Origin of the sequence: Bowmanella yangjiangensis (genome assembly GCF_018531185.1) — a bacterium.
In the GTDB taxonomy this organism is placed as follows: Bacteria; Pseudomonadota; Gammaproteobacteria; order Enterobacterales; family Alteromonadaceae; genus Bowmanella; species Bowmanella yangjiangensis.
This window is the reverse complement of the sequence record NZ_JAHDJU010000001.1, coordinates 289,726-315,197: the sequence shown is the minus strand read 5'-3', so window position 1 is coordinate 315,197 and position 25,472 is coordinate 289,726. Positions and strand designations below refer to the sequence as shown.

Sequence of the window (25,472 nt, the reverse complement as noted above, 5' to 3'; positions counted from 1 at the left end):
TCATAACTCCACTAATTAGTTTGGAAAAGCTCTCTGCTTTTCAACGGCTTATTCCCCAATAAGGGTTTAAGCATAATGCGGTTGATAAATTTTGCACTGCGCAGTGCTTCCGGCGTCCACTGGCCTTCACCAATTTGCATCAACCAGTCGCCACGAAAATCGTTCACCGTTGCTCGCTGCACGGCACTGAGCACAAAGCCTTGTTCGACATCAAGACAGTAATAAGTGTCGCTACGCAGGGGCTGTTCAGTTTGCGCATCAAAGCCAAAATCCAGTTGATATCCCAGCTCACTGAGCAACAAGAGTTCATATTCCCTAAGCAATGGCTCAAACGCCTCTTCGGCAAGCAGCGCTTGCAGACTCTGAACATAGGCATCAAACAAAGGTTCCACCGCCAACTCCAGTGGCAATAAACGCTGCAGCAACTCATTCAGGTACATGGCGCAAAACAACGCAGAGCCCTGCAGTTGCAGTGCACGCCCGGTACTCTCCACCTGTTTGAGGTTTTTTAATTCATGACGGCCAACCAAACTGATCTGCACGGGCACAAAAGGCTGTAACACACTGCGATTGGCATTTTTGCTGTTGCGCACCCCTTTGGCTACGAAGCTGATCCGTCCCATCTCTCGACTAAAAATGTCCACCAGAAAGCTGGTTTCCCGGTAGGGTCGTCGATGTAAAACGAAAGCTTCGAGGTTGTCGTAGGTCAAAGGTGAGTCCGCTGTTCAGAATAAGCGCATGATACCAGCAGTTAAGGGGAAAAGTCGTTCAGCTCTGACGGATCCGGACAATTTTCATATATTCAAATTCCATACCGGCCACCAGCTCAGTATCTGGATAATAGGTAATATTGATAAGTGCCCCTTGCAAGCTGCGGTAGCGTTTCTTACGCCTAAACTTAAAGGGCACATCCAGTCCTTCCAGCATCAGGGTGTTGACCAGCCAGTCATCTTCCTCTCGTTGCACATGAGAGCGCACTTTCATATCCACAGAGTGAGTCAGGTTAGGATGCCGTTCGAGCATTTGTGCCACGGCTTTCGCGGACTTTTTCATAAAGGCGCCAGTGCCTCCACCAAGAGTTGCAACGACACTTTACCGCGAAAGTGGTTGATATCTAGTTTGTACGCCAGTTGTACCTGCTTAATTTGCCTATTTGGCCAAACAGCGAGATCCACATTAAAGGCGATAGCATCCAAAAGCTGGCCGCCGGGATGTTTAACCATCATTTTCAGATGTTTCTCACCCACCAAGCGTTGATCCAGAAGCTCAAACTCACCGTCAAACAAAGGTTCTTCAAAACCTTGCCCCCAAGGGCCAGACTCTTTAAGTAGCTGGGCAAAATCAAGTGATACTTCTGTCGATGCCAACTGCCCATCAGACAACAGCTCGCCTTTTAATTGACGACCTTCCAGCCATTCGCCAGCCACCTGCACAAACACTTGCTCGAATGCACTGAGCTTGTCCACTGACAATGACAAACCAGCTGCCATGGCATGACCACCGAACTTGTCAATGATACCGGGATAGCGGCTGTTAATTTCCTCTAGCAGATCGCGAATATGCAAACCGGGAATGGAACGGGCAGAACCTTTGACAATGTTGTCATCCTGATGAGCAAAGGCGATTGTAGGGCGAAAATAACGCTCCTTAATGCGCCCAGCCAGAATACCAATAACACCCTGATGCCAATCAGCCTGATACAACACCAACCCGGCTGGCAGTGCTTGCTCATTGAAGCTCAGCATCTCAAGGGTCTTAAGGGCCTCGGATTGCATGCTGCTTTCGATTTCACGCCTCTCCCGGTTCAAGCTATCTAGCTCCACCGCCATGCGTCGGGCTTTGCCTTCTTCTTCTGCCAACAGACATTCAATGCCCATCGCCATATCGTCCAGACGCCCGGCAGCATTCAGTCTCGGGCCTAGTACAAAGCCTAAATCAGAAGCGACAATCTGGCCACATTCTCTATTAGCCACTTCCACCATAGCTCGGATACCAGGGCGGCAGCGGCCACTACGAATGCGCTGTAACCCTTGGTGAACCAAAATACGGTTGTTTTGATCTAGCTGAACCACATCGGCAACGGTACCTAGTGCCACTAAGTCCAATAGCTCAGCCAAATTAGGTACCGGCATTTGCTGCTGCTCAAACCAGCCAAGTTCCTGTAGATGCCGGCACAAGGCCAGCATCAAATAAAACGCAACGCCCACGCCCGCCAGGTTTTTTGAAGGAAACTCGCATCCTGCCAGATTAGGGTTCACTATGGCATCAGCAACGGGCAATTCAGCGCCAGGTAAGTGGTGATCGGTGATCAACAATTGCATACCGAGTTCCTGCGCGTGCGTGGCGCCCGCCAGGCAGGCAATACCGTTGTCTACTGTCAGCAGCAATTGTGCCCCTTGCTGATGGGCCACATCAACTATCTGCGGGCTTAAGCCATAGCCAAAGTCAAAGCGGTTTGGCACTAAATAATCAAGCTGCCTGGCTCCCATGCGTTTGAGGGCCAGCATGCACAGTGCCGTGCTGGTGGCACCATCAGCATCAAAGTCGCCGATAATCACCACCTTACGCCCTTGCATTAAGGCATCACCTAACACCTTGACGGCTTCGGGCATGCCTTTGAGGCGTTGATAATGAGCAAGATCTTTGGTGCTGCGCTGAAGTTGCTGCGCAGAATTAACACCGCGGCAGGCATAAATCTGCTGCAAACGTGGGTGAAGGCTATTGTCGTCGCCCAGCCAGGGCTGGGCTTGCCGGTATTGAATATTCAGAGTCATAGAATATAAAGGGCGCTTTCGCGCCCCTCATCAGGAATTGTGCTCGTCTAACACAGCTTTAAGTGATGTTGGAGGCTGGTAGCCGGGTATCAACGTGCCGTCTTCCAGGATAATAGCGGGCGTGCCGTTAATACCAATCTGCTGACCAAAATCATATTGTTCGCTAACCTTGCTGGTACAAGTTTTACTGGCGATATTTTTACCTGCTTTAGCCTCAGTCATGGCTTTTTTCGGATCATCGGCGCACCAAACAGACAACAAATCCTTATAACCTTCGCTATTTACGCCACCACGAGGAAATGCCAGATAACGCACGGTAATACCAAGATCATTGTACTCATCAATTTGCGAATGCAGTTTGCGACAATAGCCGCAAGTGGTATCAGTAAATACCGTTACCTTGTACTTTTCATCTTTGGCTTTGAACTCGACCATGGAATCACCAAATTTCTTCACCCCTGCAGCACGCACTACACCCAGCGTCATTTCGGTTTCATTTATCATCTCATTGTTCAGATTAAATACCCGACCATGCACTAAATATTTGCCATCCTGGCTGATATAAAACAGTCCTCGGCTGGTTAATGCCTGTAATAAACCAGGTACAGGAGATGGCTCAATGCTGCTCACTGCCAAGCCAAGATTGTCAACCAACTTGGCCTTTACCGCACTGTAATCTTCCTTGGCCTGAACACCAAACGCCAGGCTACCGAGTAAGGCCGAGGTCATGATCAGTTTTGCTATTCGCATCATAGAAATTCCAACGTCTAAAGGGATTGATACTTTAGACCCGTCCACTGGCCTAAAAGTTACATTGAGTGTAATTGTACCTGTTGAATAGACATGAGTCCAAGACGCAACGCGTTGGAACAGCCGCTTAGCAAGACCATCAACCTTGATTACAATAAGCGAAAATTGTGCAACAGCCCCTGACGCTTAAATCCCAATTTTTCATATAACCCCAAGCCCGCACTAGATGCTTGCAGCATCATATAACTTGCTTGCCATTGTCGTGCCATGGGGATCAATTGCTCCATCATCTGCCTGGCAACCCCCTGCCCTTGCGCAGCCTTAGCCACCCCTAACTGATGCAGTCCAACGACATTGCCGGTTTTGTACAAAACGGCGGTACCCACGGCTTGTGTTGCCTGCATCGCAAGTAACAAACGCACGTCACTATGGCCGCGTAGTGTTCGCATAACCTTGATGTCAATGTCATACCCAAATGCTTGCTGACATATCTGCCACCAGTCATTCAGCATCGCATCATCGCAAACATCAAGCAAAGTGATACTGGGCGAGTGGCTTGGGGAATGTTCCAACTTCAGATCCAGGTACATTTGCACCAGTTGGCCAGAGAGCGTCAGCCCATCAACATAGTCGGCGCAAACCTCGTTCGTTCCTTGCTCTGTCCATACCGGCACCACTGATTTGCAATGCCCGGTCTGCAAGACAGTCTGCAACTCAGTGCCAGTGGCCGATGCACCCAGACTGTCTGGCCATAATCGGTAGGGCCAGCTATTTGACTGCCACCATTGCTCTCCCTGCACCTCCACGGGGGTAGCCCCCATCAATTTCCATAGCGCGGATTGGTTTAAAACATTGGCTTTCCATAAGGCGGTCGTGCTCATCCGGCATTTCTCCAATTGATTAACAATATTCCACAGATCAGCGAGACAATCCCCAATACTTTTAAGCTATCTAGTGGTTTGACTGGCAAGCCAAACCAACCGTAATGACTGGCCAACATGGCCACCAGTAACTGACCGGTCAGGGCAAACGACATCATAGGTCCGACACCCATCTTGGGAATAAGGAAGTAGAACAACCCGACTCCCAGCGCGCTGAGTACGCCGCCAAACCAGAGGTGCAGAGGTACCGCCTGCCAGATTTCCATTTTGGGTAGATGCTGACTACTGACCAGCAAAACGGTAAAGGTCACCACCATACTGCTGGTAAAGGCAATCGCCGTGGCCCAGATAGAAGAACGCAGCAACACCCCCAACTGCGCATTCATACTGGCTTGCGTGGCAATCGCAGCACCGGCCAGCAATGCCAACATGCCTAGAAAGGTCATTGCCATTCCACCAACTCAGACAAAGGTACTCGGACCTTGGCTTTGTTGGCGGCCTGGTCGTCAGGATGCCGATAGCCTAATGCGCAAACAAAGGATGTAGTCTGCGCAAAACGCGCCAGTCCCAGCACCTCATCAAAACCCTGCCGTTCGATACCTGTCATCGGGCAAGTATCAATACGCAGCATTGCAGCGCTGGTCAGTAGCGTACCCAAAGCAATGTAGGCCTGTTCGTGCGCCCATTGAAGTTGGGCTTGGGCAGTCATGCCTCCTAGTGCAGATTTCATATGCTCGGCGTAGCCCTTATGTTGTTCAAGGGTCTCCTGACGAACGCTGCCAAGCTGCTGGAAGTAGTCATCCACTAGCTCAGTAACAGGCTTAGTTGACACGGTAAAAACCAACAAATGTGAGCAATCACTGACCTTATTCTGCCCATAGGAATGAGGTAGTAACTTGTCTCGCAGTGATTTGCTGCTGACGGCAAAAATCCGGTATGGCTGCAGACCATAAGCAGATGCACTGAGGCTGGTGGCCTCAAGTAACTGCTGTACCTGTGCATCTTCCAACTGCTGCTCAGAAAAACTACGTACGGCATAACGCCAATTCAGGGCATCCATCAACGACATCACATATCTCCCACAAGGTTGTATGGATGCAGCATACTCAGCAGGAAAATGTCACTCATTTACATAGGTTGATTTTTCTGTGTTTTTCTAATGCGACTTAGCTGGGTTGGAGTGATCCCCAAATGGGATGCAATCAGATACTGTGGCAACCTATCGGTAAGATGGCCGTATTCCGTTATAAAACGAGCATAGCGGGACGCTGCGTCCTCTTGCACCAGAGCGACTTCGCGGCTGTCCTTGGCTTTTAACCAGTTAGTTTCCAGATAGTGCACCTGGAACAACGCCAGATCATGATGTTCTTTAAGCAGTTGCCTGAAACCGGCAAAATTAATCTCCAGCAGACTGGTATCTTCCAATGCCTGCAAGGCAAAGGCAGATGGGCGAGACTCCAGCAAGGCCGTCATGCTGCCGGGGAAATTGCCTTCAGCAAAAAACATCTTGTTGTATTCTCGGCCTTCATTATCTTGCACATAAATGCGCATCAATCCCCGATACACAAAAGCAAAGCGGTCAGGCAACTCGCCTGCGATTAACCAAAGCTCACCTTTTCGCAAATGGCGCAGGCGGCAGATGCCCTGGATCGCTTGCCAGGTCTTATCACTAATAGGCGCATAGCTGAGCATGGCATGATGCATTGCAGCCAGCGCCATGCTTAGTTCCCGCTGTTGGAAAGGAAGCCCAGTGTTCATCAGGCTTTTGCAAAAACCGGCGCATCAAAATCTTGCGGCTCATCGGTATAAACACACACATTCCAATCCGCTGCCAGACCGGTTTCTGCCAAGCAGTAAGTGGCAAAGAACTCGGTAATCTCTTTACGCTGACAGTGCGCTTCAAAGCTGGCCATATCTGCCCAGATCTCGTTAAAGGCAATGGCAAAACTCTTTCCTTCAGCGAAAGGGCTGGCGATATGCCTCGTCACCACATATTGCAAGCAGCCGTCTTCGCGCAGGGTATTGGGCTCCAGCGATTGCAGCACCTGAAACAGCGCTTGCTCCTTGCCTGGTTTAGGTTGAAACTGCGCAATACAGTAGACTTTCTTAGACATGATACTTCCTCAAATATGCTGCTTTGCTCGCCTTAAAGTATGAGTGGTTCAAGGCTGCAGCAGCTGATACCGCCAACCTTCCCCCTGTCGGACGTAAAGCTCGCGCAAATGCAGACGTGACGTCTTAAAGGTTAGAAACTCTATCTTGGCGGGGTGAATACAATAACCGCCCCAGTTAGCCGGGCGGGGGATTATGGCATTTCCAAGCTCGCGAGTCAGGTGGTTAACCTGATCAAACATGCTCTGCTCATCGACCATTTCGGCACTTTGCTGTAACGCCAGGGTGCTAATTTGTGCATCACGACTACGACTCTGCCAGTAAGTGTTGGCAAGCTCATCCTCAACAAGCTGCGCTATACCATTAACCCGCACCTGATAGCCAAGGTGATCCCACCATATCGTCATCGCCGTATTGGGATTGTGTTGAATCGCCACGCTTTTGGGTGCGTCCAGATGAGTACAAAAAATAAATCCCCGCGATTCAACGGCCTTAAGGTCAACAAAACGTCCATCCGGCATGCCGTCTTTGTCCACAGTGGAAACACAGACCGCACTTTTTTGCTGCAGAGGGGAATCAGCCTGCGCCTGCTGCCACCATAAATTAAACTTCTGTATCGGATCCAGCATAAGAGCGTCTCTATTGTGCATCGGCGTAAATATCTGGCCGGTAAATTTCCATAAAGGTTTGTGGTTTATTCAGCGAGGTAAAGCCGTATTTTTGATACAAACCATGCGCATCAAAAGTCGCCAGGGTAAAACGTCTTACCCCCTGAATACTGGGATGTGCGGATACGGCTTCCATTAAGCGGCGTGAGATTCCCTGACCGCGGAATTCGGGCCAAACCACCACATCGACTAAATTAGCGAAAGTCGCCTGATCGGTAATAATGCGACAAAAGCCCACCTGCAGCTCATCAAGATAAGCACCGATGCAGACCGAGTGGTCAATGGACCTTTCTACTGTGGCTAAGGGTATTCCCTTGGCCCAGGTACTTTGTGTAGTCAGAAAATGGTGGATCCTGACAATATCCAGCTTGGACTTATCATCACTAACAACCAAGGTACCCATTAGCACTCCGGTGGATTTAAAAGGGCTCTGCGGGCATCTTACCCAGGCCTAGGCATTACACCAAAAAGCTTATGTAACAGCTTGTTATAAAAGCATAAAGCACCACTAACCGCGTGGGTGATGGTCTTCAATCAGGCTTTGCAGTCTTTCGGTCGCCACATGGGTATAGATTTGCGTGGTAGACAGATCTGAATGCCCTAACAGCATCTGTACTACCCGCAGATCCGCGCCATGATTTAACAGATGGGTGGCAAAAGCATGGCGCAGGGTATGCGGTGACAGACTTTGCAAGGCAATACCCGCTTGCGGGGCATAGTATTTAATCCTGTGCCAAAAAGTCTGACGGGTCATCTGCTGACCACGACTGGAAGGAAACAACACATCGGTTTGTTGTTTAAGCAGCAATGCCCTGCCCCGTTTTAGATAGGTTTGCAGCCACTCCAGGGCCACCTCGCCCATGGGCACCAAACGGTCTTTGTTACCTTTACCGGTAACCCGGATAACCCCCTGCACTGTGCTGACCTGGCCAAGCCTTAAACTCACCAGTTCACTGACTCGAAGGCCGGTGGCATATAACAGCTCTAACATAGCTTTGTCTCTGAGCTGCACAGGGTCGTCAACGTTGGGGGCGTCGAGCAAACGTTCTACCTGACGCTCCGACAAGGTTTTAGGCAAGGGTTTACCCAGTTTAGGATTTTGCAGAATCGCGACCGGATCATCATCCCGGTATTTTTCCCGCAACACATAAGCAAAGTAGGCACGCAGACTGGAGAGAAATCTGGCATTACTGCGCTCAGAGAGCTGCTGATCGTAACGGTACGCGAGAAACGCCTGAATATCTTCGCTTTGTACTTCTAGCAATTCGACAGACTGCCTGGATAAGAACTGGCAAAACTTGCTCAAGTCACTTCGATAAGCAGATAAGGTGTTGTCACTTAGCCCTTTTTCCAGCCACAAAGCATCTACAAATGCATCAATTTGCTGCTGGTTTTGTTCAGAAATCATCGGCTTATCGCTAATACTCAACACCATGCTATCCCGTTCAGAATGACGCCCCATATTAGCATTGCCTGCACTTGCCACGAAATCTGCTTGCCTGCACCTACCGAATCTGACCTAAAATGGTGCAAAACGACCTGGAGAAACCGATATGGCCGGTGAGCAACGTGACCTTACCTTAAGATTTCTTGCCGAACCTGCCGACGTGAACTTTGGTGGCAAAGTACACGGCGGCGCCGTAATGAAGTGGATAGACTTAGCCGCCTATGCCTGCGCAGCAGGTTGGAGCGGCAAATACTGTATCACCGCCTATGCAGGGGGGATCCGTTTTGTCCGACCTATTCTGGTGGGTAATCTGGTGGAAGTCCGGGCCAGGGTGATTTATACCGGACGCACTTCTATGCATCTGGCGCTGGACGTAATGGCTGGTGACCCTAAGCAAAGCGAACGCCATCTCACCACCCATTGCATTGTGATCATGGTCGCGGTGGATGAAGAAGGTAAACCCACTGCCGTGCCGGAATGGATACCGCAAACCGAAGAAGATAAGTTTCTCCGCGAGTCGGCCTTACGACTGGTGCAGATGCGAGAAAAAATCGGCGATGAAATGGCCGCACATATCAAACATCTTGGTTTATAAGCTCGTATCGCTCAGAGCCATGCAGCCCGAGCGGTTCTCTGGCACAATAGGCGCTATGTTTTTTTTGTGTGTTCGGCGATGACAGACAGCAGTTTAAAAATCGGTTTGTTTTACGGCTCCACGACCTGCTACACCGAAATGGCAGCGGAGAAAATACGCGCCGCCTTAGGTGAAGATCTGGTCGAGATGTATAACATCAAAGATGCGCCACTTAAGCATGCCGAGCAATTTGATATCCTGATTTTTGGCATATCCACTTGGGACTTTGGTGAGCTTCAGGAGGATTGGGAATCTCACTGGAGTGATATCCGCAACCTCAACCTACAAGGTAAGATTGTCGCGTTGTTTGGCCTGGGCGACCAAATGGGCTATGCAGACTGGTATCAGGACGCCCTGGGCATGTTACATGACGAGTTGTTAGTTTTGGATTGTCAGCTCATTGGTTACTGGCCTAACCAGGGTTACGAATTTGCCGCCTCCAAGGCCCTCACCCAAGACGGCAGCCATTTTGTCGGACTGGCGCTGGATGACGAAAACCAGTTTGATCAAACCGATACCCGCATCAGCCAGTGGGTTGATCAGTTACTGGATGAATTACAGCAACTTTAATTGGAATTTCCATGCATCAGGCTCCCATTTTAATCACCGGCGCGGCCCAACGTATCGGCTTGTATTGCGCAAAAGCCTTTCACAAGCAAGGCTATCCCGTCGTTATCAGCTATCGCCGCCATCGTCCCTTAGTCGACGAGTTGCAAGCCAGTGGTATTGATTGTATCCAGGCTGATTTTGCCGATGCCCAAGGGGTGCAACACTTTATCGAAACGATAAAACAGCGCTACAGCAGCCTGCGCGCCATTATTCATAATGCTTCAGACTGGCACTCGGATCAGGACGGTGAGTTAGCAGACGTATTCGACGCGATGATGGCCATTCATGCCAAGGCACCATTGTTAGTCAACCAGGCCCTGGCCCCGATGCTAAACAGCGACAGGGCCGACATAGTGCATATGACGGATTTTGTCGCCCAAACCGGTAGCGCCAAACATATGGCCTACGCCGCTTCCAAAGCCGCCTTGGAGAACCTGACCTTGTCGCTGGCGCGAAAATTGGCACCCAAGGTCAAAGTGAACGCCATCGCCCCAGCCCTGATTTGCTTTAACGACGGGGATGATGCAGCGTACCGGCAAAAAACCTTAGACAAGTCCTTGCTAGGGATAGAACCCGGCGAGCAAGAGGTGTTTAAAACCCTAGACTGGCTGCTGAAAAGTGACTACGTCACTGGCCGGATAATTCACCTGGATGGCGGCCGCCATTTAAACCTGCCCTGAGCCTATGGCCGAGTCCAGGCTGCATCGCCCATACTATCGTAACGGCCCAGACCATAGGGAAGGACGGGATATGGGCTTTGCCGACATAGTGCGAATATTTGGTTTTCGCACGGTCAGCATTGGCAAATGGGTGAGTAAGGCAGAGCAGCAACTGGCCGCCAACCTGTTTTTTGACGCCCTGTGCGATTTAATGAGCATCTTAGCGGTACCGGAACGGGTTATTTCCTTGAACGGTACCTTATCTTTGGCCTTTGGTACCGGTGGCAATAAGCACAGCAGTGCCCACTATGAGTCCACTAGTCGCACTCTGGCGCTGGCCAAAAATGCTGGCGGCGGGGCACTCGCCCATGAATGGTTTCATGCTTTTGATCATTATATCTGCCAGAAGCTGTTTACAGACGCCGCGCGCAGCAGTTTTGCCTCTGCATGCTGGTTGAACAATCAACAGACTGTAGAGCACCCACTAAATCAGCGCCTGAGTGAATATTTTCGCTTGCTGTTCCTGGATGGACATCAAGGCAGTGCATACCTAAAACGCGCGGTGGAAATAGACAAAAAACTACAGATTTTCTATTACGCCCAACCTCAGGAGCTGGCCGCGCGAGCCTTTGAAGCCATCATTCAGGATAGGCCGCTAAAAAATGCCTTTTTGGTTCAGGGCACCAAACAAAGCCAGGAAGCGGAGTTGGGCCTTTATCCCCCCTCCGCCATGCGCGCCGAACTTGGCAATCAGTTGCTCAGTTATTTTTACTTGCTAGGACAGGCACTAGACGCTCAATCCTGACAAGGGCCTCAGCCATTGTTAAATCTTTGTAAATCAAACTAAAAACACGTAGTGTTTACTGGTTGTGCAGTAAAAAGAATAACAACAGCAAGGAGTCAGCATGAATATCGTTACCCAACCAGAAATTTTGTTGTTGGGCGTGGAAGTCAGCACTACCGCTAAACAGTTACCATCCAACATCGCTAGCGCAAGGCAGTTTCTATCGTCCAATCTGGCAACGATAGCCCCTGACAATGAGCCTATTTGGGTTGACGCATTTCTTGAATATCAAGGTGATATTTCACGGTATTTGATCAGTTGTCAGATTACCGCACAGGTTCCTATCCCAGATGCGTTGCGGGCAGTTAGGATTCCGCCAGCCAGCTATCTTCATCATACCTATGAGAGTGGTATGGATAAGATGAAAAAAACCTTAGATGCCATGCATGATTGGGCGGCAGAAGAGCACATTCCACTTGCAGAGTTTACCCTGGACTTTAGTGAGCATAAGGATGAAGCTGAACCAGATCATGAGCTGTTTATCGCCCTGCAACCCGCACCACAGTGGCAGTGGATATAAATTGCTCAAGCTAATCAAGATGCTGCTATTGAAGGTGCCGCGGCACCTTCAAATTTAGCGCTTTTACAGCCACTTGAACCTTTGCTGGTGTGACACCAAAGAACTCACCATCGCCTTCAATGGGCAGATCAGGGGTGGGAATGATAAACTCTTGGTCTTGCCAATACTCCACAACGTCAGCTTGTAAATGACGGCCCTGAAATATCCGCCCCAAGTAGTAGAGTTTTTTCAGTAGATTGGCTTTCCCTACCCAGCAACAATCAAGTTTGCCATCATCAATTCGGGCGTGCGGCGCTATTTGCATGCCGCCACCAAAATAACGCCCGTTGGCAAAGGCAGCGATAAAGCAGTCCGCATGTTTCTCACGGCTACCATGCAAGTGTACTTGCTGCTCGCGATAACCCAATAACTGGCTCAGCGCTATTAGCAAGTATCGCCAGCGGCGGAAACGGCGGGGCTGCTTGTCATACAGACTCGCCACCACTGCACCATCGAAGCCAATCCCCAGCACATTGGCAAAGAATCTGTCATTGCATAAGCCCAGATCAACCAACTGAGTATGCTCCCCTAAAGCTACCTCAATAGGATCATCATTTTTACCGAACAAATTACGGGCAAAGTCGTTGCCACTGCCACAAGGAATTAGCGCGAGTCGGACCGGGCTATGCGCCAGCACATTCACTACCAAGTTAAAGGTGCCATCTCCACCAATCACTACCCAATCACTAAACTGTGTTTTACATTCCTGTAGGTGACGCATATTGGCTTGTTCGTTGGCCGTGGTATGCCACACTTCATATAGTTCCGCCTTACGGGTCAAGGCACAGCACAGTCGTTGCAGATAATGACTTGCCTGGTTGCTGGCTAGCGGATTAATTACGATAAGAAAACGGCGCGAACTGGGGGATGGCATGCAAATAACTATATCAACAGCAAAACCACCAGTTTGCGCTGTTTAGGCAATGAGTCAATAGCCAGCGTTTCCCCTCTCTAAATCTTGCTGATCGATACACCACCGTCAACCAACATAGCGCTGCCGGTGACAAAGCTGGACATATCAGATGCCAAGTATAGCGCTGCCTGGGCTATTTCCTCTGGCTTCGCCATACGTTTAAGTGCATGCATTCCGGCAACAAAATCCAAGGATTCAGGGGTGTCGGCAAATTCCTGGGCTGCGGGGGTATCCGTGCCGCCTGGCAACAATGCATTCACGCGGATATTGTGACTACCTTGCTCGCAAGCCAATACCTGGGTAAAGCCAATCAAACCAGCTTTGCTGGCAGCGTATGCCGCTAGCCCAGGCATTCCTGCTGTATAGCCAACAAAGGTCGAGGTAAATATTAGTGACCCTCCTCCTCGTTTCTGCAACGCAGGAATCTGACAGCGCGCCGCCAAAAATGCACTGGTGAGGTTAATGTCAATTACTCGCTGCCAGTTCTCTATTGACATGGTTTCTGCAGCTTGAATATCCCCGAGAATCGCCGCATTGTTAAATGCACCGTCCAACCCACCAAACTTATCATCGGCTGCAGCATCCAAGGCTTCTGCAACTTCCTTCTCGCTGATATCACCTGCAACATACTCAGCAGCACCACCTGCCCGGTTAATTTCATCCTTCAGCGCCGCAAGCATCACTGCTCTTCGGGCTCCCAGCACCAGGTTGGCACCATGCTGTGCAAACAGTAAAGCCGCCGCCCGGCCAATCCCAGAGCTGGCCCCTGCAACAATAAAGGTTTTATCTTTCAACAACTGCATTCCTGACTCCTCAGTGGTTAAACATGGTTTCAGGCACAGAGAGTAGGTACTTCAGTTACTGGCTTCGATCCGCTTCTTGCGGCCTTCTCACAAAACACAAAAATGCACTAACTTGCATAAAAAAGCACAATAATGCATTATGCCGCACCAGGAATTCACCAAGGCAATACAAAGCCCCCTATGTCTATTCATCTTGATCTGAATAATCCAGATACACGTCAGGCGCTGCTAACCGAAAAGTTACAGCAAGGACAGCTGGTGGCCAAAGCTCTGGCAGAAGAACTTGGTGTGTCACTGGACACCATACGCCGCGATTTGATGGCATTGGAAAGCGCTGGTTTGCTGAGAAGAGTAAAAGGCGGTGCGCTACCGGTAAATCTTCCTGTTATGCCTTTGCGCAGACGCATAAACCAGCCAGAGAGCTGGTTACAAAGGCTTCCGGCGGTGATGAAACGCATAGTCCATAAAACGGACACCTTATTTCTGGACGGCGGCGTGTCGGTATTACATTTTGCCAAAGCCTTACCTGCGGGTTTCTCTGGCCTGGCCATCACCCCCTCTCCTTATGTCGCCATCGAGCTGCAGAGCAAAAATATCGATACATTATTGATTGGCGGAAAACTGCAGGGACAGGGTGGTATTGCCTGTGGCGCTGACACAGTCGCGCAATTACAAGCCTGTGCCGCTGACCTGTGTATCTTAGGCACCTGCGGGTTGGACACCACCTTTGGTCTGTCGGCCGATGATTCAGCGGAAGCCAGTGTTAAGCGCCAAATGGCCATCAATGCCAATAAAGTGATTGCGCTAGCCGGGGCCGAAAAACTGCACCGCCGGGCCAGACATAAAGTATTAAGCTGTGAAGAACTAGACCTGCTGCTTACCGATGCAGATCAACAACACTCCATGGCTTTTTACGCAAAAGGCGTGGAGATTGTTCATGTCTGATTGGCGCTCCCCAAAACTTGCAGTGTCCATGGTGTTTTTGTTTAACGGTGCACTATTTGGCACTTGGGCATCCAGGATCCCCTCAATTAAACAAGGTTTGCAACTGTCCGCCAGTGAACTAGGCATGTTACTACTGCTACTTGCGGTGGGGGCGATTCTGGCGTTTCCTCTTGCAGGCAGTGCGTCTGACCGCTTGGGCGCAGCGAAACTCAGCAAAGCCCTTGCCTTACTGGTGTGCCCAGCCTTGATTGTGGTTGGCATCGCCGACAATGTTATCTGGTTAGCCGTCGCGCTATTTGTGTTTGGCGCCGTACACGGAGCGTTAGATATCGCCATGAACAGTTGGGCCAGCGAAGTGGAGAAATCACTGGGGCGCTCCACTATGTCGTTCTTCCACGCCATGTTTAGTGTTGGGGCCGGTCTGGGCGCAGGCTTAGGTTCCATTTCAGCCTGGTTGGCGCTGCACTACAGTGTGTTTTTTATCCTTGCCACACTAATACTTCTGCCCCTTCTTTGGCTATGCTGGATCCCTTGGCAGTTTAACAGCCTGGATACCCACAGTCACAAAAGCAGTTTTCAGTTACCCCGTGGCAGTCTGTTGGTGATTGCTCTGGTCGCGTTATGTTGCGCCATAGGCGAAGGCGCTATGGCAGATTGGAGCGCGGTTTATCTTAGTGATGTATTGAATAGTGATCATGGCCAGGCGGCTTTAGGCTACGCATTGTTTTCCGTTGCGATGGTGACCACCAGACTGATGGGCGACAGACTGGTAAATAAGATTGGCGCAACTAATACGGTCAGGTTTTGTGGTGTTACTGCCTTGCTGGGTAGCTTACTGTTGGTTGCCTCTCAGTCACTGTATCAAGCTTATGCAGGTCTTCTGCTGCTGGGAGTTGGCTATTCCATTGTCATGCCATTGGTATACAGCAATGCAGCGAACAATACACAGATGAAAGCCGGTGCCGGGCTGGCCAGCGTCGCGACATTTGGCTACGGAGGTATTCTGCTTGGCCCACCGCTGATTGGCTTTGTCGCTGAATGGATAGGGTTGCGCCAAACTTTTGGGCTGTTTGCCCTGCTTGCTGCTGTCATTTTGGCTGGTGCCTGGGCATTCAACCAAGACAATGCACTGGTGTGTAAAAACCAAGCCGAAAGTTAATCGGCCTTTTAGCTGGCAATCGACCAACCAACTGTACTTGTACACTCAAAGTTTAATGGTGTTAGCTACCAACGGCGTTTGGACGGGTCGCGGTTTTCCTTTTCAAACTCTGTTTGTACTTCGATATTTTCCGGCTCACAGTGAGATCCGACTGAAGATTCGACTGACCCGCCATCCTCCAAGCGGATAGTGGCTTGGTATTGTTCCTCCAAGTTGCCATTGCAAGGATGTACATCCATGCCCATCTGCTGCATCCGCTCCCACTCGGTTTGGCTAACACAAGCACTTAAAATAACCATGCAGGCGAGGGCAAAAAGGGCTTTCATTTGATTAATTCCACATAACAACAATGATGCATCTTCAGTTATTTATCGCATTACTTCAACGACTGGCAGGAAATTGTTACAACATATCAATTAATTCCGACATAATCGCGCCTTTGGCTGACGCCAAATTATTCTAACAAGAGTCCCTATGGAGAACGATATGCGCAAGACTCTGATTGCTTCAGCAATCGGTGCCAGTCTGTTGGTTACCGCCTGCTCACAGCCGCCTAAAACAGAACAAAGCAACACTGCCGAAACAGTCAAAACCAGCCAGGTTGCTATTGCAAACCCGTTGCTGACAGCCAGCACTTTGCAATATCAGGCACCAGACTTTAGCCAAATCAAAGATGAACACTTTGCCCCCGCTTTTGAACAAGGCATGGCAGAGCATATGGCGGATATTCAAGCCATCATCGACAATCAAGAGCCGGCCAGTTTTGAAAACACTATCGTTGCTATGGAAAAAGCCGGGTCTCTGCTGACCCGCGTATCACGGGTTTTCTTTAACCTGACTGGCACCGACAGCAATGAAGCACGTCGCGCCTTACAAAGCGAATTGGCCCCCAAACTTGCCGCCCACTCAGATAACATTAATCTGAATGCGGACTTATTTGCCCGCGTTGAAGCGGTATATAACCAACGCGAACAGTTAAAGCTGGATCCCGAGTCTGATCGTCTGCTTGAGGTTTACTACAAGCGTTTTGTCAAAGCCGGCGCCAAGCTGTCTGAAGAGCAGAAGACCGCCATCCGCGCGCTAAATGAAGAGCACTCCAAGCTGACTACACAATTCAGCCAAAACCTGCTGAAGCTGAGCAAAGCCATCGCTGTGGTGGTGGACGACAAAGCACAACTGGATGGTTTGTCTGAGAGTCAGTTGAAAGCCGCTGCCAAAGCTGCTGAGGATGCTGGCCAACCAGGTAAGTATCTGCTGAGTATTACTAATACCACTCGCCAGCCAATCCTGGCCTCCCTAAACAACCGTGAATTGCGTCAACGTGTTTGGGAAGCTTCTGCTTATCGTGGCACCTCAGGCGAACTGGACAACCGTCCGTTGGTTTCGCGCCTGACTCAAATCCGCGCAGAAAAGGCCGCTTTGCTGGGTTACAACAACTGGGCAGAGTACCAGTTGCAGAACACCATGGCAGAAAAGCCTGAGAACGTATTTAACATGCTTAACTCCATGGTGCCAGCCGTTGTGGCTAACACCCAGGCCGAGCAAGCTGATATTCAGGCCATGATTAAACGTGAAGGCGGTGACTTCGACGTTCAGCCCTGGGACTGGGCTTACTATGCAGAAAAAGTGCGCCAGGAGAAATATGACCTGAATGAGAGCGAAGTACGTAACTACTTTGAATTCAATCGTGTACTGCATGACGGTCTGTTCTATACCATGAACCGTTTGTACGGTGTGCGCTTTGAGCCGCGCCCGGATCTGCCGGTCTATCACCCTGATGTGCAGGCATTTGAACTGTTTGACCATGGCGGTAAGAGCCTGGCAATTTTCTATGCCGATTACTTTGCCCGTGATGGCAAGCGCGGTGGTGCCTGGATGAACTCCTTTGTTGGTCAATCTGGTTTGCTTGAACAGAAGCCGGTTGTAGTCAACGTAATGAACATTCCAAAAGGCCCTGAAGGTGAGCCGACCTTGGTCAGTTTTGACCATGTGACCACTATGTTCCACGAATTGGGTCATGGTATTCACGGCATGTTCTCCAAGGTGAAGTACCCTTCACTTGCGGGTACCGCCGTATCACGCGACTTTGTTGAGTTCCCTTCAACCTTTGAAGAAGACTGGGCGGCGCTGCCAGAAGTGCTGGCAAACTATGCCCGTCACTACAAGACCGATGAGCAAATCCCAGCAGAGCTGCTGGAGAAAGTCATGAAGGCGAAGAACTTCAACATGGGCTTCGACACACTGGAATATATGTCAGCAGCCCTGCTGGATATGGAATGGCACTCGCTGCCAGCGGACACACCGCTGCAGGATGTAGAAAGCTTTGAAGCCAAAGCGCTGGAAAAGCATGGTGTCAACCTGCCAGCCGTTCCACCTCGTTATAAGTCAACCTACTTCTCTCACTCTATTGGCGGGGGTTATTCTGCCGGCTACTACGCTTACATGTGGAGTGAAATCCTGGCAGCTGACGCCTTCGCTTACTTGCGCGAGCGTGGCGGTCTGACCCGTGAAAACGGCGAGTTGTATCGCAAGAACATCCTGGAAGTGGGTAACTCTCGCCCACCGATGGAATCTTACATTCAATTCCGTGGTCAGGAGCCAACTACTGATGCGTTGTTGATTCGCCGTGGTCTGAAGCCACAAATCGACTAAGTGGATGTATTCCCGGCATCATCTGATGCCGGGACAAACATAAAAAAACCGCCTTCCGGCGGTTTTTTATGTTCAGGATGAACGGTATGCCGTGAGTTCATGGATGAACAGGAACGGCGATGTTCAGGATGAACGGTATCAGAAGAAGCTGTATACCAGTGTCACTGAGGTTTGCGTATCCAATTCTTCCACATCATCAGCCACGTCTGTGTTGTGGTTGAGGATAACCGCCAATTTCATCGCCAGTGAGCCATTGATTTGCGCTGACAATGAGGTTTCTGATTTTGACTTGGTATTGTCGCTACCCACTTCCGTACTGAACAGTTGACGGAAGTTAGCGGTGTCAGAAATTTTCCACTTATAGTCGACGGCGCCACGCACAATCGCACCATTGGCACTTTCACCAGACTCTCGCTCAGCGAAGGAATAACCCGGACCAATGCTGTAGCTAAATGCAGAAACATCATTCTTCCACAATTGGTGCGCCCAACCACCTGCGACAGTAGCCTGATACTCAAAGCCGCTGAAACGGTCATCTTCGTATGAACCAAAGGCAAACACTCGATGTGCCGGATTTTCTAACTTGTAGTTGCCCTGGCCTGAAGCGAATATCTTCTGTGCTGTGGTTTGTGAGACCATTTCGTCGTCGATTTCTTTCTCGTCCTGCTTATAAAAGCCTTCCAGAATATAATCGTTGCTCCATGATTCCAGCTCCTGATGTGCATTCAGGCGCCCTTTAAAACTGGTTGAATCGGTATTTCCCGTGGTCGCCACGAAACCAATCTCGCCGTCCAGGCTAAATGGTTTTTCAGCTTCTTCCGGTACACTAACGTCAGCTGCAAACAGATTATCCAATGCATCAGCCTGCGCAGTGGAAGCAAAAAACAGGGCGGCAAATAATGCCAGAGTGGATTGTTTTTTCATCGGGCGGGTCCTCAATAGCTCTCAGGCCGCAATTGTAACTAAATCAGACTAATTTGCTCGGTTTTTTTCGTATGTTTTTTGCTCGAATGATAAATTATTCCTGTATTTTCCAAGCACATAGAAAATTAGACGAACCGAAAGAAAAAACGGGGTGCAATTGCACCCCGTTTTTTAGTTCAATCTGCTTCAGGCTTTGGATGCCTGATAGATACTTTCAATGGCCATATCCAAAGCCTTATCAAATTCAGCGTCTGATTGCTTGGCAGACAAACCTTCCGTCAATGCACGGGAGAAACTGGCAATCATCCCCTGGTTGTGGCTTAGCTTGAGGTTAGCGTCATCACGGCTGTAACCACCGGACAAAGCAACCACCCTGATGACATTAGGATGCTCTATGCAATCACGATAGAAATTATCTTCGTTAGGCAGGGTCAGCTTCAACATGACTCTCTGGTCAACGCCAAGCTTATCCAACTCAGCCAACAAAGCTTGTTTAAGCAGTGTCTCAGCCTCGGTTTTCGCCGGGCAGTGAATATCCACTTCAGGTTCGATAATAGGTGTCAGGCCAGCGGCCAGAATCTGTTTACCAACTTCGAACTGCTGCGCCACTACTGCGCTAATTCCGGCTGCATTGGCCTGCTTAATCACAGAGCGCATCTTAGTACCAAACACGCCTTGAGCAACCGCTTTGGCCAACAATGCATCCAGACCCGGCATGGCTTTCATCAGCTGCACGCCGTTGACCTCATCTTCCAGACCTTTGTCAACCTTGAGGAAAGGGACCACTTGTTTCACATCCCACAAATAACGTGAAGAAGGCTTACCTTCAATCTCACGATCCAGGGTATTTTCAAACAAGATGGCGCCTAGCACCCGATCACCGCCAAAGGCGTTGCTTGTTACAATACGTGCACGCATCTGGTGTACCAGGTCAAACATCTGCTCATCACTGGACCAATCAGACTCACTCAGGCCGTAAAGCTTCAACGCTTTTGGCGTACTGCCGCCACTTTGATCCAGCGCGGCGATAAACCCATCCTGGGTTAGTACTTTGTTCAACATTTCTGTCTTGGCTTCGGCTGCCATCGGCAACGCTCCTTTTTGGTTTCGGCCCTAGGGCCAGGGTACAAAGATAATTATTCAATTATTGAGGGTTTAAACCCTTCTTGTTATTAAATTCTTAAGGCACAGTGACTTTACTGACACTGCGCATTCTGATCATCTATTCCGCGCGCTTTTCCAGCATGGCAACGGCTGGCAGCACTTTACCTTCCAGAAACTCCAAAAATGCGCCACCACCGGTCGAAATATAGGAGATCTTGTCAGCAATATCGTACTTATCTACCGCTGCCAGGGTGTCACCGCCACCGGCAATAGAGAAGGCGTTGCTGTTGGCAATGGCCATGGACAAGGCTTTGGTGCCACCACCAAACTGATCAAATTCGAAAACCCCAACAGGGCCGTTCCAAACAATAGTACCGGCTTTTTCAATCAGCTTAGCCAGAATCTCAGCCGTTTGTGGGCCGATATCAAAGATCATATCCTCTGCGCTAACATCACCCACTTGCTTATGAGTGGCTTCAGCAGTCTCAGAAAACACCTGACCAACAATCACATCCACTGGCACGGGAATGTCACCACCGCTGGCCTGCGCCTTTGCCAGCAGACGCTGCGCTTCAGGGATTAGATCAGCTTCGTACAGAGACTTTCCAACCGCATTACCGGTGGCAGCGATAAAGGTATTGGCGATACCACCACCAACAATCAGTTGATCGACTTTTTCTGACAAGGACTCTAACACCGTCAGTTTGGTAGACACTTTAGAGCCACCGACAATGGCCAGCAAAGGGCGGGCCGGGTTGTCCAGAGCTTTACCCAGCGCTTCCAATTCTGCCGCTAACAAAGGACCAGCACATGCGATAGGTGCATACAAACCAGCGCCATGGGTGGAAGCCTGCGCACGGTGAGCGGTACCAAAAGCATCCATTACATAAATGTCGCAAAGGGCTGCATATTGACGCGACAACTGCTCGTCATCTTTGCCTTCACCGGTATTAAAACGCACGTTCTCCAGCACCACCAGTTCACCGGCCTGCACATCCAAACCGTTCAGATAATCCTTGGCCAGGCGTACAGGGCAATCCAACACGGATTTGAGGTAATCCACCACGGGTGCCAGGGAATATTCATCTTCCACCACACCTTCGGTAGGACGCCCCAGGTGAGACATCACCATCACTTTGGCGCCAGCTTGTAATGCCATTTTCAGCGTAGGCAAAGACGCTTTAATACGTGCATCAGACGTCACTTTGCCGTCTTTTACTGGTACGTTCAGATCCTGGCGAATCAGCACTCGCTTACCGGCCAGATCCAGATCTGACATTTTCAAAACCTTCATGGCATATCTCCAAAGTTTTCAATGTTGCGCGACCGACAGCCTGTCTGTCGCAAAATTTGTTCTTAACGACAGCCTTCAGCCATCACCAGTGCGGTATCCAGCATACGGTTAGCAAAACCCCATTCGTTGTCGCACCAGACCAGGGTTTTTACTAACCGCTTGTGGCTGACCCGGGTTTGGGTACCGTCAACGATGGCCGAATGCGGATCGTGGTTAAAATCCACTGACACCAACGGCTCTTCGGTATATCCCAGAATACCCGCCAAACGGCCGTGCCTGGCTTGCATCAAGGCTTGATTCACTCTCTGGATATTGACGTCGGTATCCAGAGTGACGCTTAAATCCATAGCCGTCACATTGATAGTCGGCACGCGCACGGCAATAGCTTCAAAGCGGCCGGCAAACTTGGGCAGGATCCGCTCTATGCCTCTGGCCAACTTAGTATCAACCGGAATAATGGACTGGCTGGCAGCGCGGGTGCGACGCAGATCTGGATGATAAGCATCAATCACCTGCTGATCATGCATTGAGGCATGAATGGTAGTGATGGTGCCGCTGTCCACGCCAAACGCCTGATCCAGCGCCTGGATCACAGGCACTATACAGTTGGTCGTGCAGGAACCATTGGACACGATACGATGTTCAGGGGTCAGCAGGTCATCATTGATACCGAAAATTACTGTGGCATCCACATCGGCATCACCGCTACAAGGCTGGGAAAACAACACCTTGCCGGCACCTTGATCCAAATGGGCTTGGCCAGCCGCGCGGTCACCATAAACACCGGTACATTCCAGTACCAGATCCACCTCAAGCTGCGCCCAGGGAAGCTCGCTAATCTCGGTTTTATTTAACAGTTGAATACTGTCACCGGCGACATTTAAGCGATCACCCTCGAGGCTGACTGCAAAGGGAAAGCGGCCATGGGAGGTGTCATATTTCAGCAGATGCGCAATCCCCTCTGGCTTGGCCAGCTCGTTGATAGCGACGATCTGCACCTGGTCGTTACGACCGGTTTCATATAAGGCGCGCAATACATTACGACCTATACGTCCGAAACCATTGATAGCAATACGTAACATGCAAGACGACTCAGTAAATCCCGGCGGCACAATCCACTCAGGATTAAAAAAACAAAAGGGCTGGAGCGCCGAGTGGGTAAAGTATGAGCTCCAGCGGAGGTAGAAATTTCTTCAGGCAATCCAGGTCTTTTTACAGCTTTAGTGGTACTAAAGCTTAAAGAGCCTGGGGCAGATTGGGGAATTTCTACCCCGCCCTGCGGGAGCCGCCGGAAATCCGCTATTCCGGCGTTACGGCTGCTTGAAAGATTGTCGATATTCCTACGCAACCGTGCCTTGGCAAAGCGGATTTCTGCCAGGCTCTGGTGGTCATAATTTACCCATTCGGTGCTCTTAAGCGCCCGTATTGTACGTTTTTGTTTATTCGCCAAGCAAGGACAAGGCAGTGGCAACGACATTTTCCGTTGTAAAGCCGAAGTGCTTAAGCAGCACCCCACCCGGTGCAGACTCACCGAAGGTCGTCATGCCTACCACTTTGCCGCCAAGACCGACATACTTGTACCAGTAATCCACGTGCGCCGCTTCCACCGCAACACGACGAGTGACCGCAGCAGGCAGTACCGCTTCTTTATAAGCGCTGTCCTGACGCTCAAATACTGAGGTGCTGGGCAAAGATACCACTCGAACTTTATGCCCCTGCTCGCTCAGCTGCGTGGCGGCCGCCACGGTAATTTCTACTTCGGAGCCGGTAGCAATCAAAATGATATCCGGCTGGCCTGCGCAGTCCTTCAGTACATAACCACCACGTGCGATATTGGCCAGTTGTGCATCATCACGAACTTGGGCTGCCAGATTCTGACGGCTGAATACCAAGGAAGAAGGACCATCGGTGCGCTGCAATGCCAGCTTCCAGGCCACCGCGGTTTCGGCCGCATCACATGGGCGCCAGGTATCCATATTGGGGGTCAGACGCAGGTTAGCCACTTGCTCAACCGGCTGGTGCGTTGGACCATCTTCCCCCTGACCAATACTGTCATGGGTATAGACGAAAATATTTGGTACCTTCATCAGCGCCGACATACGCACGGCGTTACGGGCATATTCCATAAACATCAGGAAGGTCGCACCGTAAGTGCGGAATCCGCCATGCAAGCCAATACCGTTCATAATGGCGCTCATGCCAAACTCGCGCACACCGTAATAGATGTAGTTACCACTGGCATCCTCGGCAGTCAGCCCTTTGGAGCCAGACCACAAGGTCAGGTTGGAGCCGGCCAAATCCGCAGAGCCGCCGATCACTTCGGGCAACAAGGCCGCATAGGCTTCGATAGCATTTTGTGAGGCTTTACGGCTGGCAATATTCTCGGCTTTATCCTGACATTGACGAATAAAGGCATTGGCTTTGTCGGCAAAATCCGCCGGTAGCTCGCCAGCCAGGCGGCGCGTCAGTTCAGCAGCCAGCTCGGGATAGGCACTGGCATAGGCCTCAAACTGGGTGTTCCAATGTTGCTCAAGAGTAGCGCCTTTGGCCTTGGCATCCCAACCGGCATAAACCTCGGCTGGAATCTCAAAGGGTGCATGTGGCCACTGCAGGAATTCACGGGCTGCTGCGATTTCTTCATCACCTAGCGGCGCACCGTGACAGTCATGGCTACCCGATTTATTGGGAGAACCAAAACCGATAATGGTTTTTGTACAAATAAGGGTTGGCTTGTCGGTTTCGGCTTTAGCCGCTTCAATGGCTGCTTTCACCTGCTCAGCATCATGCCCGTCTACATTTTCGATGACATGCCAGCCGTAAGCACGGAAACGTCCAGGAGTATCGTCGGTAAACCAGCCTTCCACATGCCCGTCAATGGAAATGCCGTTGTCGTCCCAAAACGCGATAAGTTTGCCAAGACCCAGCGTTCCAGCCAATGAACAGGTCTCGTGCGATACCCCTTCCATTAAGCAGCCGTCACCCAGGAAGCAATAGGTGAAGTGGTCAATAATGTCATGACCTTCACGGTTGAACTGCGCTGCCAGGGCTTTTTCAGCAATGGCCATACCCACAGCATTACTAATCCCCTGCCCCAGTGGGCCTGTGGTGGTTTCTACCCCTGGGGCATAACCATATTCTGGGTGACCTGGGGTCTTAGAATGCAACTGACGGAAGTTCTTCAACTCTTCGATAGGCAATTCGTAGCCGCTTAAGTGCAACAGTGAATAAATCAGCATAGAGCCATGGCCGTTTGACAATACAAAGCGGTCACGGTTAGTCCAGTTAGGGTTAGCCGGGTTGTGATTAAGAAAATCGCACCAAAGCACCTGGGCAATATCGGCCATGCCCATAGGGGCTCCAGGGTGACCTGACTTGGCTTTTTGAACCGCGTCCATAGATAGGGCGCGAATGGCGTTGGCTAACTCACGACGAGTGGCTTGTGACTGGGGCATATTAACTCCTGCTGTGGGCCTGCACTAAGGCCCTGACGATTCTTGGCAAAAACGGGCACCTATTCTTACCCAGCCCAGCGGCAACTGCAATGGCGTTAGCAGATTACGCAATGCCAAAGGCGAATAAGGTATTAGGTCTGGTTTATTCCTGCCACTTGACTTATTGGGCCTGGCAAGCAAACTTAACAAACAGACATTTAGACGTCTAGATGTAAAAACTGGCTTTTTTTATCCTCTGGGGTAAAATGCGCGCCATTATGGCCGTTAACCTAGCGGTCGAAGTTGAATT

At 50.4% G+C, this 25,472-nt stretch carries 28 protein-coding genes; 8 read left to right on the top strand and 20 right to left on the bottom strand.

Features of this window, described 5'->3' with window-relative positions:
- Positions 1-11: 11 nt before the first annotated feature.
- The 12 genes from recO to xerD form a co-directional block, all read right to left on the bottom strand.
- Positions 12-710, bottom strand: a complete 699-nt coding sequence (recO, locus tag KJY73_RS01485; protein ID WP_214339589.1) for a DNA repair protein RecO — start codon at positions 708-710, stop codon at positions 12-14.
- A gap of 58 nt (positions 711-768) precedes the next feature.
- Positions 769-1,053, bottom strand: coding sequence for a hypothetical protein (locus KJY73_RS01480; RefSeq protein ID WP_206592198.1), 285 nt, complete (start codon positions 1,051-1,053; stop codon positions 769-771).
- Positions 1,050-2,774, bottom strand: coding sequence for a single-stranded-DNA-specific exonuclease RecJ (gene recJ, locus KJY73_RS01475; protein WP_214339588.1), 1,725 nt, complete (start codon positions 2,772-2,774; stop codon positions 1,050-1,052). Before recJ ends, KJY73_RS01480 begins: the two co-directional genes overlap by 4 nt.
- A gap of 30 nt (positions 2,775-2,804) precedes the next feature.
- Positions 2,805-3,527, bottom strand: coding sequence for a bifunctional protein-disulfide isomerase/oxidoreductase DsbC (dsbC, locus tag KJY73_RS01470; RefSeq protein WP_214339586.1), 723 nt, complete (start codon positions 3,525-3,527; stop codon positions 2,805-2,807).
- A gap of 146 nt (positions 3,528-3,673) precedes the next feature.
- A complete protein-coding gene (locus tag KJY73_RS01465; RefSeq protein ID WP_214339584.1) occupies positions 3,674-4,405 on the bottom strand; it encodes a GNAT family N-acetyltransferase in 732 nt (243 codons plus the stop codon).
- Complete coding sequence (locus KJY73_RS01460) at positions 4,402-4,851, bottom strand: DMT family transporter (RefSeq protein ID WP_214339582.1); 450 nt, start codon at positions 4,849-4,851, stop codon at positions 4,402-4,404. The genes KJY73_RS01465 and KJY73_RS01460 overlap by 4 nt, the downstream gene beginning before the upstream one ends.
- Positions 4,848-5,474 carry a nitroreductase family protein gene (locus tag KJY73_RS01455; protein WP_214339580.1) on the bottom strand — a complete coding sequence of 209 codons (627 nt, stop codon included), beginning with the start codon at positions 5,472-5,474 and terminating at the stop codon, positions 4,848-4,850. The genes KJY73_RS01460 and KJY73_RS01455 overlap by 4 nt, the downstream gene beginning before the upstream one ends.
- A gap of 59 nt (positions 5,475-5,533) precedes the next feature.
- Complete coding sequence (locus KJY73_RS01450) at positions 5,534-6,124, bottom strand: Crp/Fnr family transcriptional regulator (RefSeq protein WP_214339578.1); 591 nt, start codon at positions 6,122-6,124, stop codon at positions 5,534-5,536.
- A gap of 38 nt (positions 6,125-6,162) precedes the next feature.
- Complete coding sequence (locus tag KJY73_RS01445) at positions 6,163-6,519, bottom strand: putative quinol monooxygenase (RefSeq protein WP_214339576.1); 357 nt, start codon at positions 6,517-6,519, stop codon at positions 6,163-6,165.
- Between the two features lie 48 nt (positions 6,520-6,567).
- On the bottom strand, positions 6,568-7,146 hold the full coding sequence (locus KJY73_RS01440) for a pyridoxine/pyridoxamine 5'-phosphate oxidase (protein ID WP_214339574.1): 579 nt from the start codon (positions 7,144-7,146) through the stop codon (positions 6,568-6,570).
- A 10-nt stretch (positions 7,147-7,156) separates the two neighbouring features.
- A complete protein-coding gene (locus KJY73_RS01435; RefSeq protein WP_214339572.1) occupies positions 7,157-7,588 on the bottom strand; it encodes a GNAT family N-acetyltransferase in 432 nt (143 codons plus the stop codon).
- Positions 7,589-7,693: 105 nt separating this feature from the next.
- Positions 7,694-8,593 carry a site-specific tyrosine recombinase XerD gene (gene xerD / locus KJY73_RS01430; protein ID WP_214343167.1) on the bottom strand — a complete coding sequence of 300 codons (900 nt, stop codon included), beginning with the start codon at positions 8,591-8,593 and terminating at the stop codon, positions 7,694-7,696.
- A gap of 145 nt (positions 8,594-8,738) precedes the next feature.
- Between xerD and KJY73_RS01425 the strand changes: the two genes are divergently transcribed.
- The 5 genes from KJY73_RS01425 (at position 8,739) to KJY73_RS01405 (ending at position 11,898) form a co-directional block, all read left to right on the top strand.
- Complete coding sequence (locus tag KJY73_RS01425; RefSeq protein ID WP_214339570.1) at positions 8,739-9,227, top strand: acyl-CoA thioesterase; 489 nt, start codon at positions 8,739-8,741, stop codon at positions 9,225-9,227.
- A 78-nt stretch (positions 9,228-9,305) separates the two neighbouring features.
- Positions 9,306-9,836, top strand: a complete 531-nt coding sequence (gene fldB, locus KJY73_RS01420) for a flavodoxin FldB (protein WP_214339567.1) — start codon at positions 9,306-9,308, stop codon at positions 9,834-9,836.
- A gap of 11 nt (positions 9,837-9,847) precedes the next feature.
- Entirely contained in the window at positions 9,848-10,555 is a 708-nt protein-coding gene (folM, locus tag KJY73_RS01415; RefSeq protein ID WP_214339565.1) for a dihydromonapterin reductase, read from the top strand.
- 4 nt (positions 10,556-10,559) lie between these two features.
- The gene (locus KJY73_RS01410) at positions 10,560-11,339 is read left to right on the top strand and encodes a CLCA_X family protein (protein ID WP_214339563.1); all 780 of its coding nucleotides are present in this window, start codon (positions 10,560-10,562) and stop codon (positions 11,337-11,339) included.
- A gap of 100 nt (positions 11,340-11,439) precedes the next feature.
- Positions 11,440-11,898, top strand: coding sequence for a GyrI-like domain-containing protein (locus KJY73_RS01405; protein WP_214339561.1), 459 nt, complete (start codon positions 11,440-11,442; stop codon positions 11,896-11,898).
- Between the two features lie 25 nt (positions 11,899-11,923).
- On the opposite strand, the gene KJY73_RS01400 is transcribed toward KJY73_RS01405, so the two are convergent.
- Both KJY73_RS01400 and KJY73_RS01395 read right to left on the bottom strand, forming a co-directional pair.
- Positions 11,924-12,811: a diacylglycerol/lipid kinase family protein gene (locus KJY73_RS01400; RefSeq protein WP_214339560.1), complete on the bottom strand. Its 888-nt coding sequence runs from the start codon at positions 12,809-12,811 to the stop codon at positions 11,924-11,926.
- 77 nt (positions 12,812-12,888) lie between these two features.
- The gene (locus KJY73_RS01395; RefSeq protein ID WP_214339558.1) at positions 12,889-13,653 is read right to left on the bottom strand and encodes an SDR family oxidoreductase; all 765 of its coding nucleotides are present in this window, start codon (positions 13,651-13,653) and stop codon (positions 12,889-12,891) included.
- Positions 13,654-13,833: 180 nt separating this feature from the next.
- Between KJY73_RS01395 and KJY73_RS01390 the strand changes: the two genes are divergently transcribed.
- On the top strand, positions 13,834-14,598 hold the full coding sequence (locus KJY73_RS01390; RefSeq protein WP_214339556.1) for a DeoR/GlpR family DNA-binding transcription regulator: 765 nt from the start codon (positions 13,834-13,836) through the stop codon (positions 14,596-14,598).
- A complete protein-coding gene (locus KJY73_RS01385) occupies positions 14,591-15,757 on the top strand; it encodes an MFS transporter (RefSeq protein WP_214339553.1) in 1,167 nt (388 codons plus the stop codon). The genes KJY73_RS01390 and KJY73_RS01385 overlap by 8 nt, the downstream gene beginning before the upstream one ends.
- A gap of 65 nt (positions 15,758-15,822) precedes the next feature.
- Here KJY73_RS01385 and KJY73_RS01380 read toward each other — a convergent pair whose 3' ends face one another.
- The gene (locus tag KJY73_RS01380) at positions 15,823-16,083 is read right to left on the bottom strand and encodes a hypothetical protein (protein WP_214339551.1); all 261 of its coding nucleotides are present in this window, start codon (positions 16,081-16,083) and stop codon (positions 15,823-15,825) included.
- A gap of 160 nt (positions 16,084-16,243) precedes the next feature.
- Here KJY73_RS01380 and KJY73_RS01375 point away from each other — a divergent pair, with 160 nt between their 5' ends.
- Positions 16,244-18,409, top strand: a complete 2,166-nt coding sequence (locus tag KJY73_RS01375) for a M3 family metallopeptidase (RefSeq protein ID WP_214339549.1) — start codon at positions 16,244-16,246, stop codon at positions 18,407-18,409.
- 138 nt (positions 18,410-18,547) lie between these two features.
- Here KJY73_RS01375 and KJY73_RS01370 read toward each other — a convergent pair whose 3' ends face one another.
- The 5 genes from KJY73_RS01370 to tkt all read right to left on the bottom strand — a co-directional run bounded on the left by KJY73_RS01370 (position 18,548) and on the right by tkt (position 25,183).
- Complete coding sequence (locus KJY73_RS01370) at positions 18,548-19,333, bottom strand: DUF481 domain-containing protein (RefSeq protein ID WP_206592177.1); 786 nt, start codon at positions 19,331-19,333, stop codon at positions 18,548-18,550.
- Between the two features lie 186 nt (positions 19,334-19,519).
- Positions 19,520-20,419: a fructose bisphosphate aldolase gene (locus KJY73_RS01365; RefSeq protein WP_214339547.1), complete on the bottom strand. Its 900-nt coding sequence runs from the start codon at positions 20,417-20,419 to the stop codon at positions 19,520-19,522.
- Between the two features lie 136 nt (positions 20,420-20,555).
- On the bottom strand, positions 20,556-21,731 hold the full coding sequence (locus KJY73_RS01360) for a phosphoglycerate kinase (RefSeq protein WP_214339545.1): 1,176 nt from the start codon (positions 21,729-21,731) through the stop codon (positions 20,556-20,558).
- Positions 21,732-21,793: 62 nt separating this feature from the next.
- On the bottom strand, positions 21,794-22,813 hold the full coding sequence (gene epd / locus KJY73_RS01355; RefSeq protein ID WP_214339543.1) for an erythrose-4-phosphate dehydrogenase: 1,020 nt from the start codon (positions 22,811-22,813) through the stop codon (positions 21,794-21,796).
- 357 nt (positions 22,814-23,170) lie between these two features.
- Positions 23,171-25,183: a transketolase gene (gene tkt / locus KJY73_RS01350; RefSeq protein ID WP_214339536.1), complete on the bottom strand. Its 2,013-nt coding sequence runs from the start codon at positions 25,181-25,183 to the stop codon at positions 23,171-23,173.
- Positions 25,184-25,472: the final 289 nt, after the last annotated feature.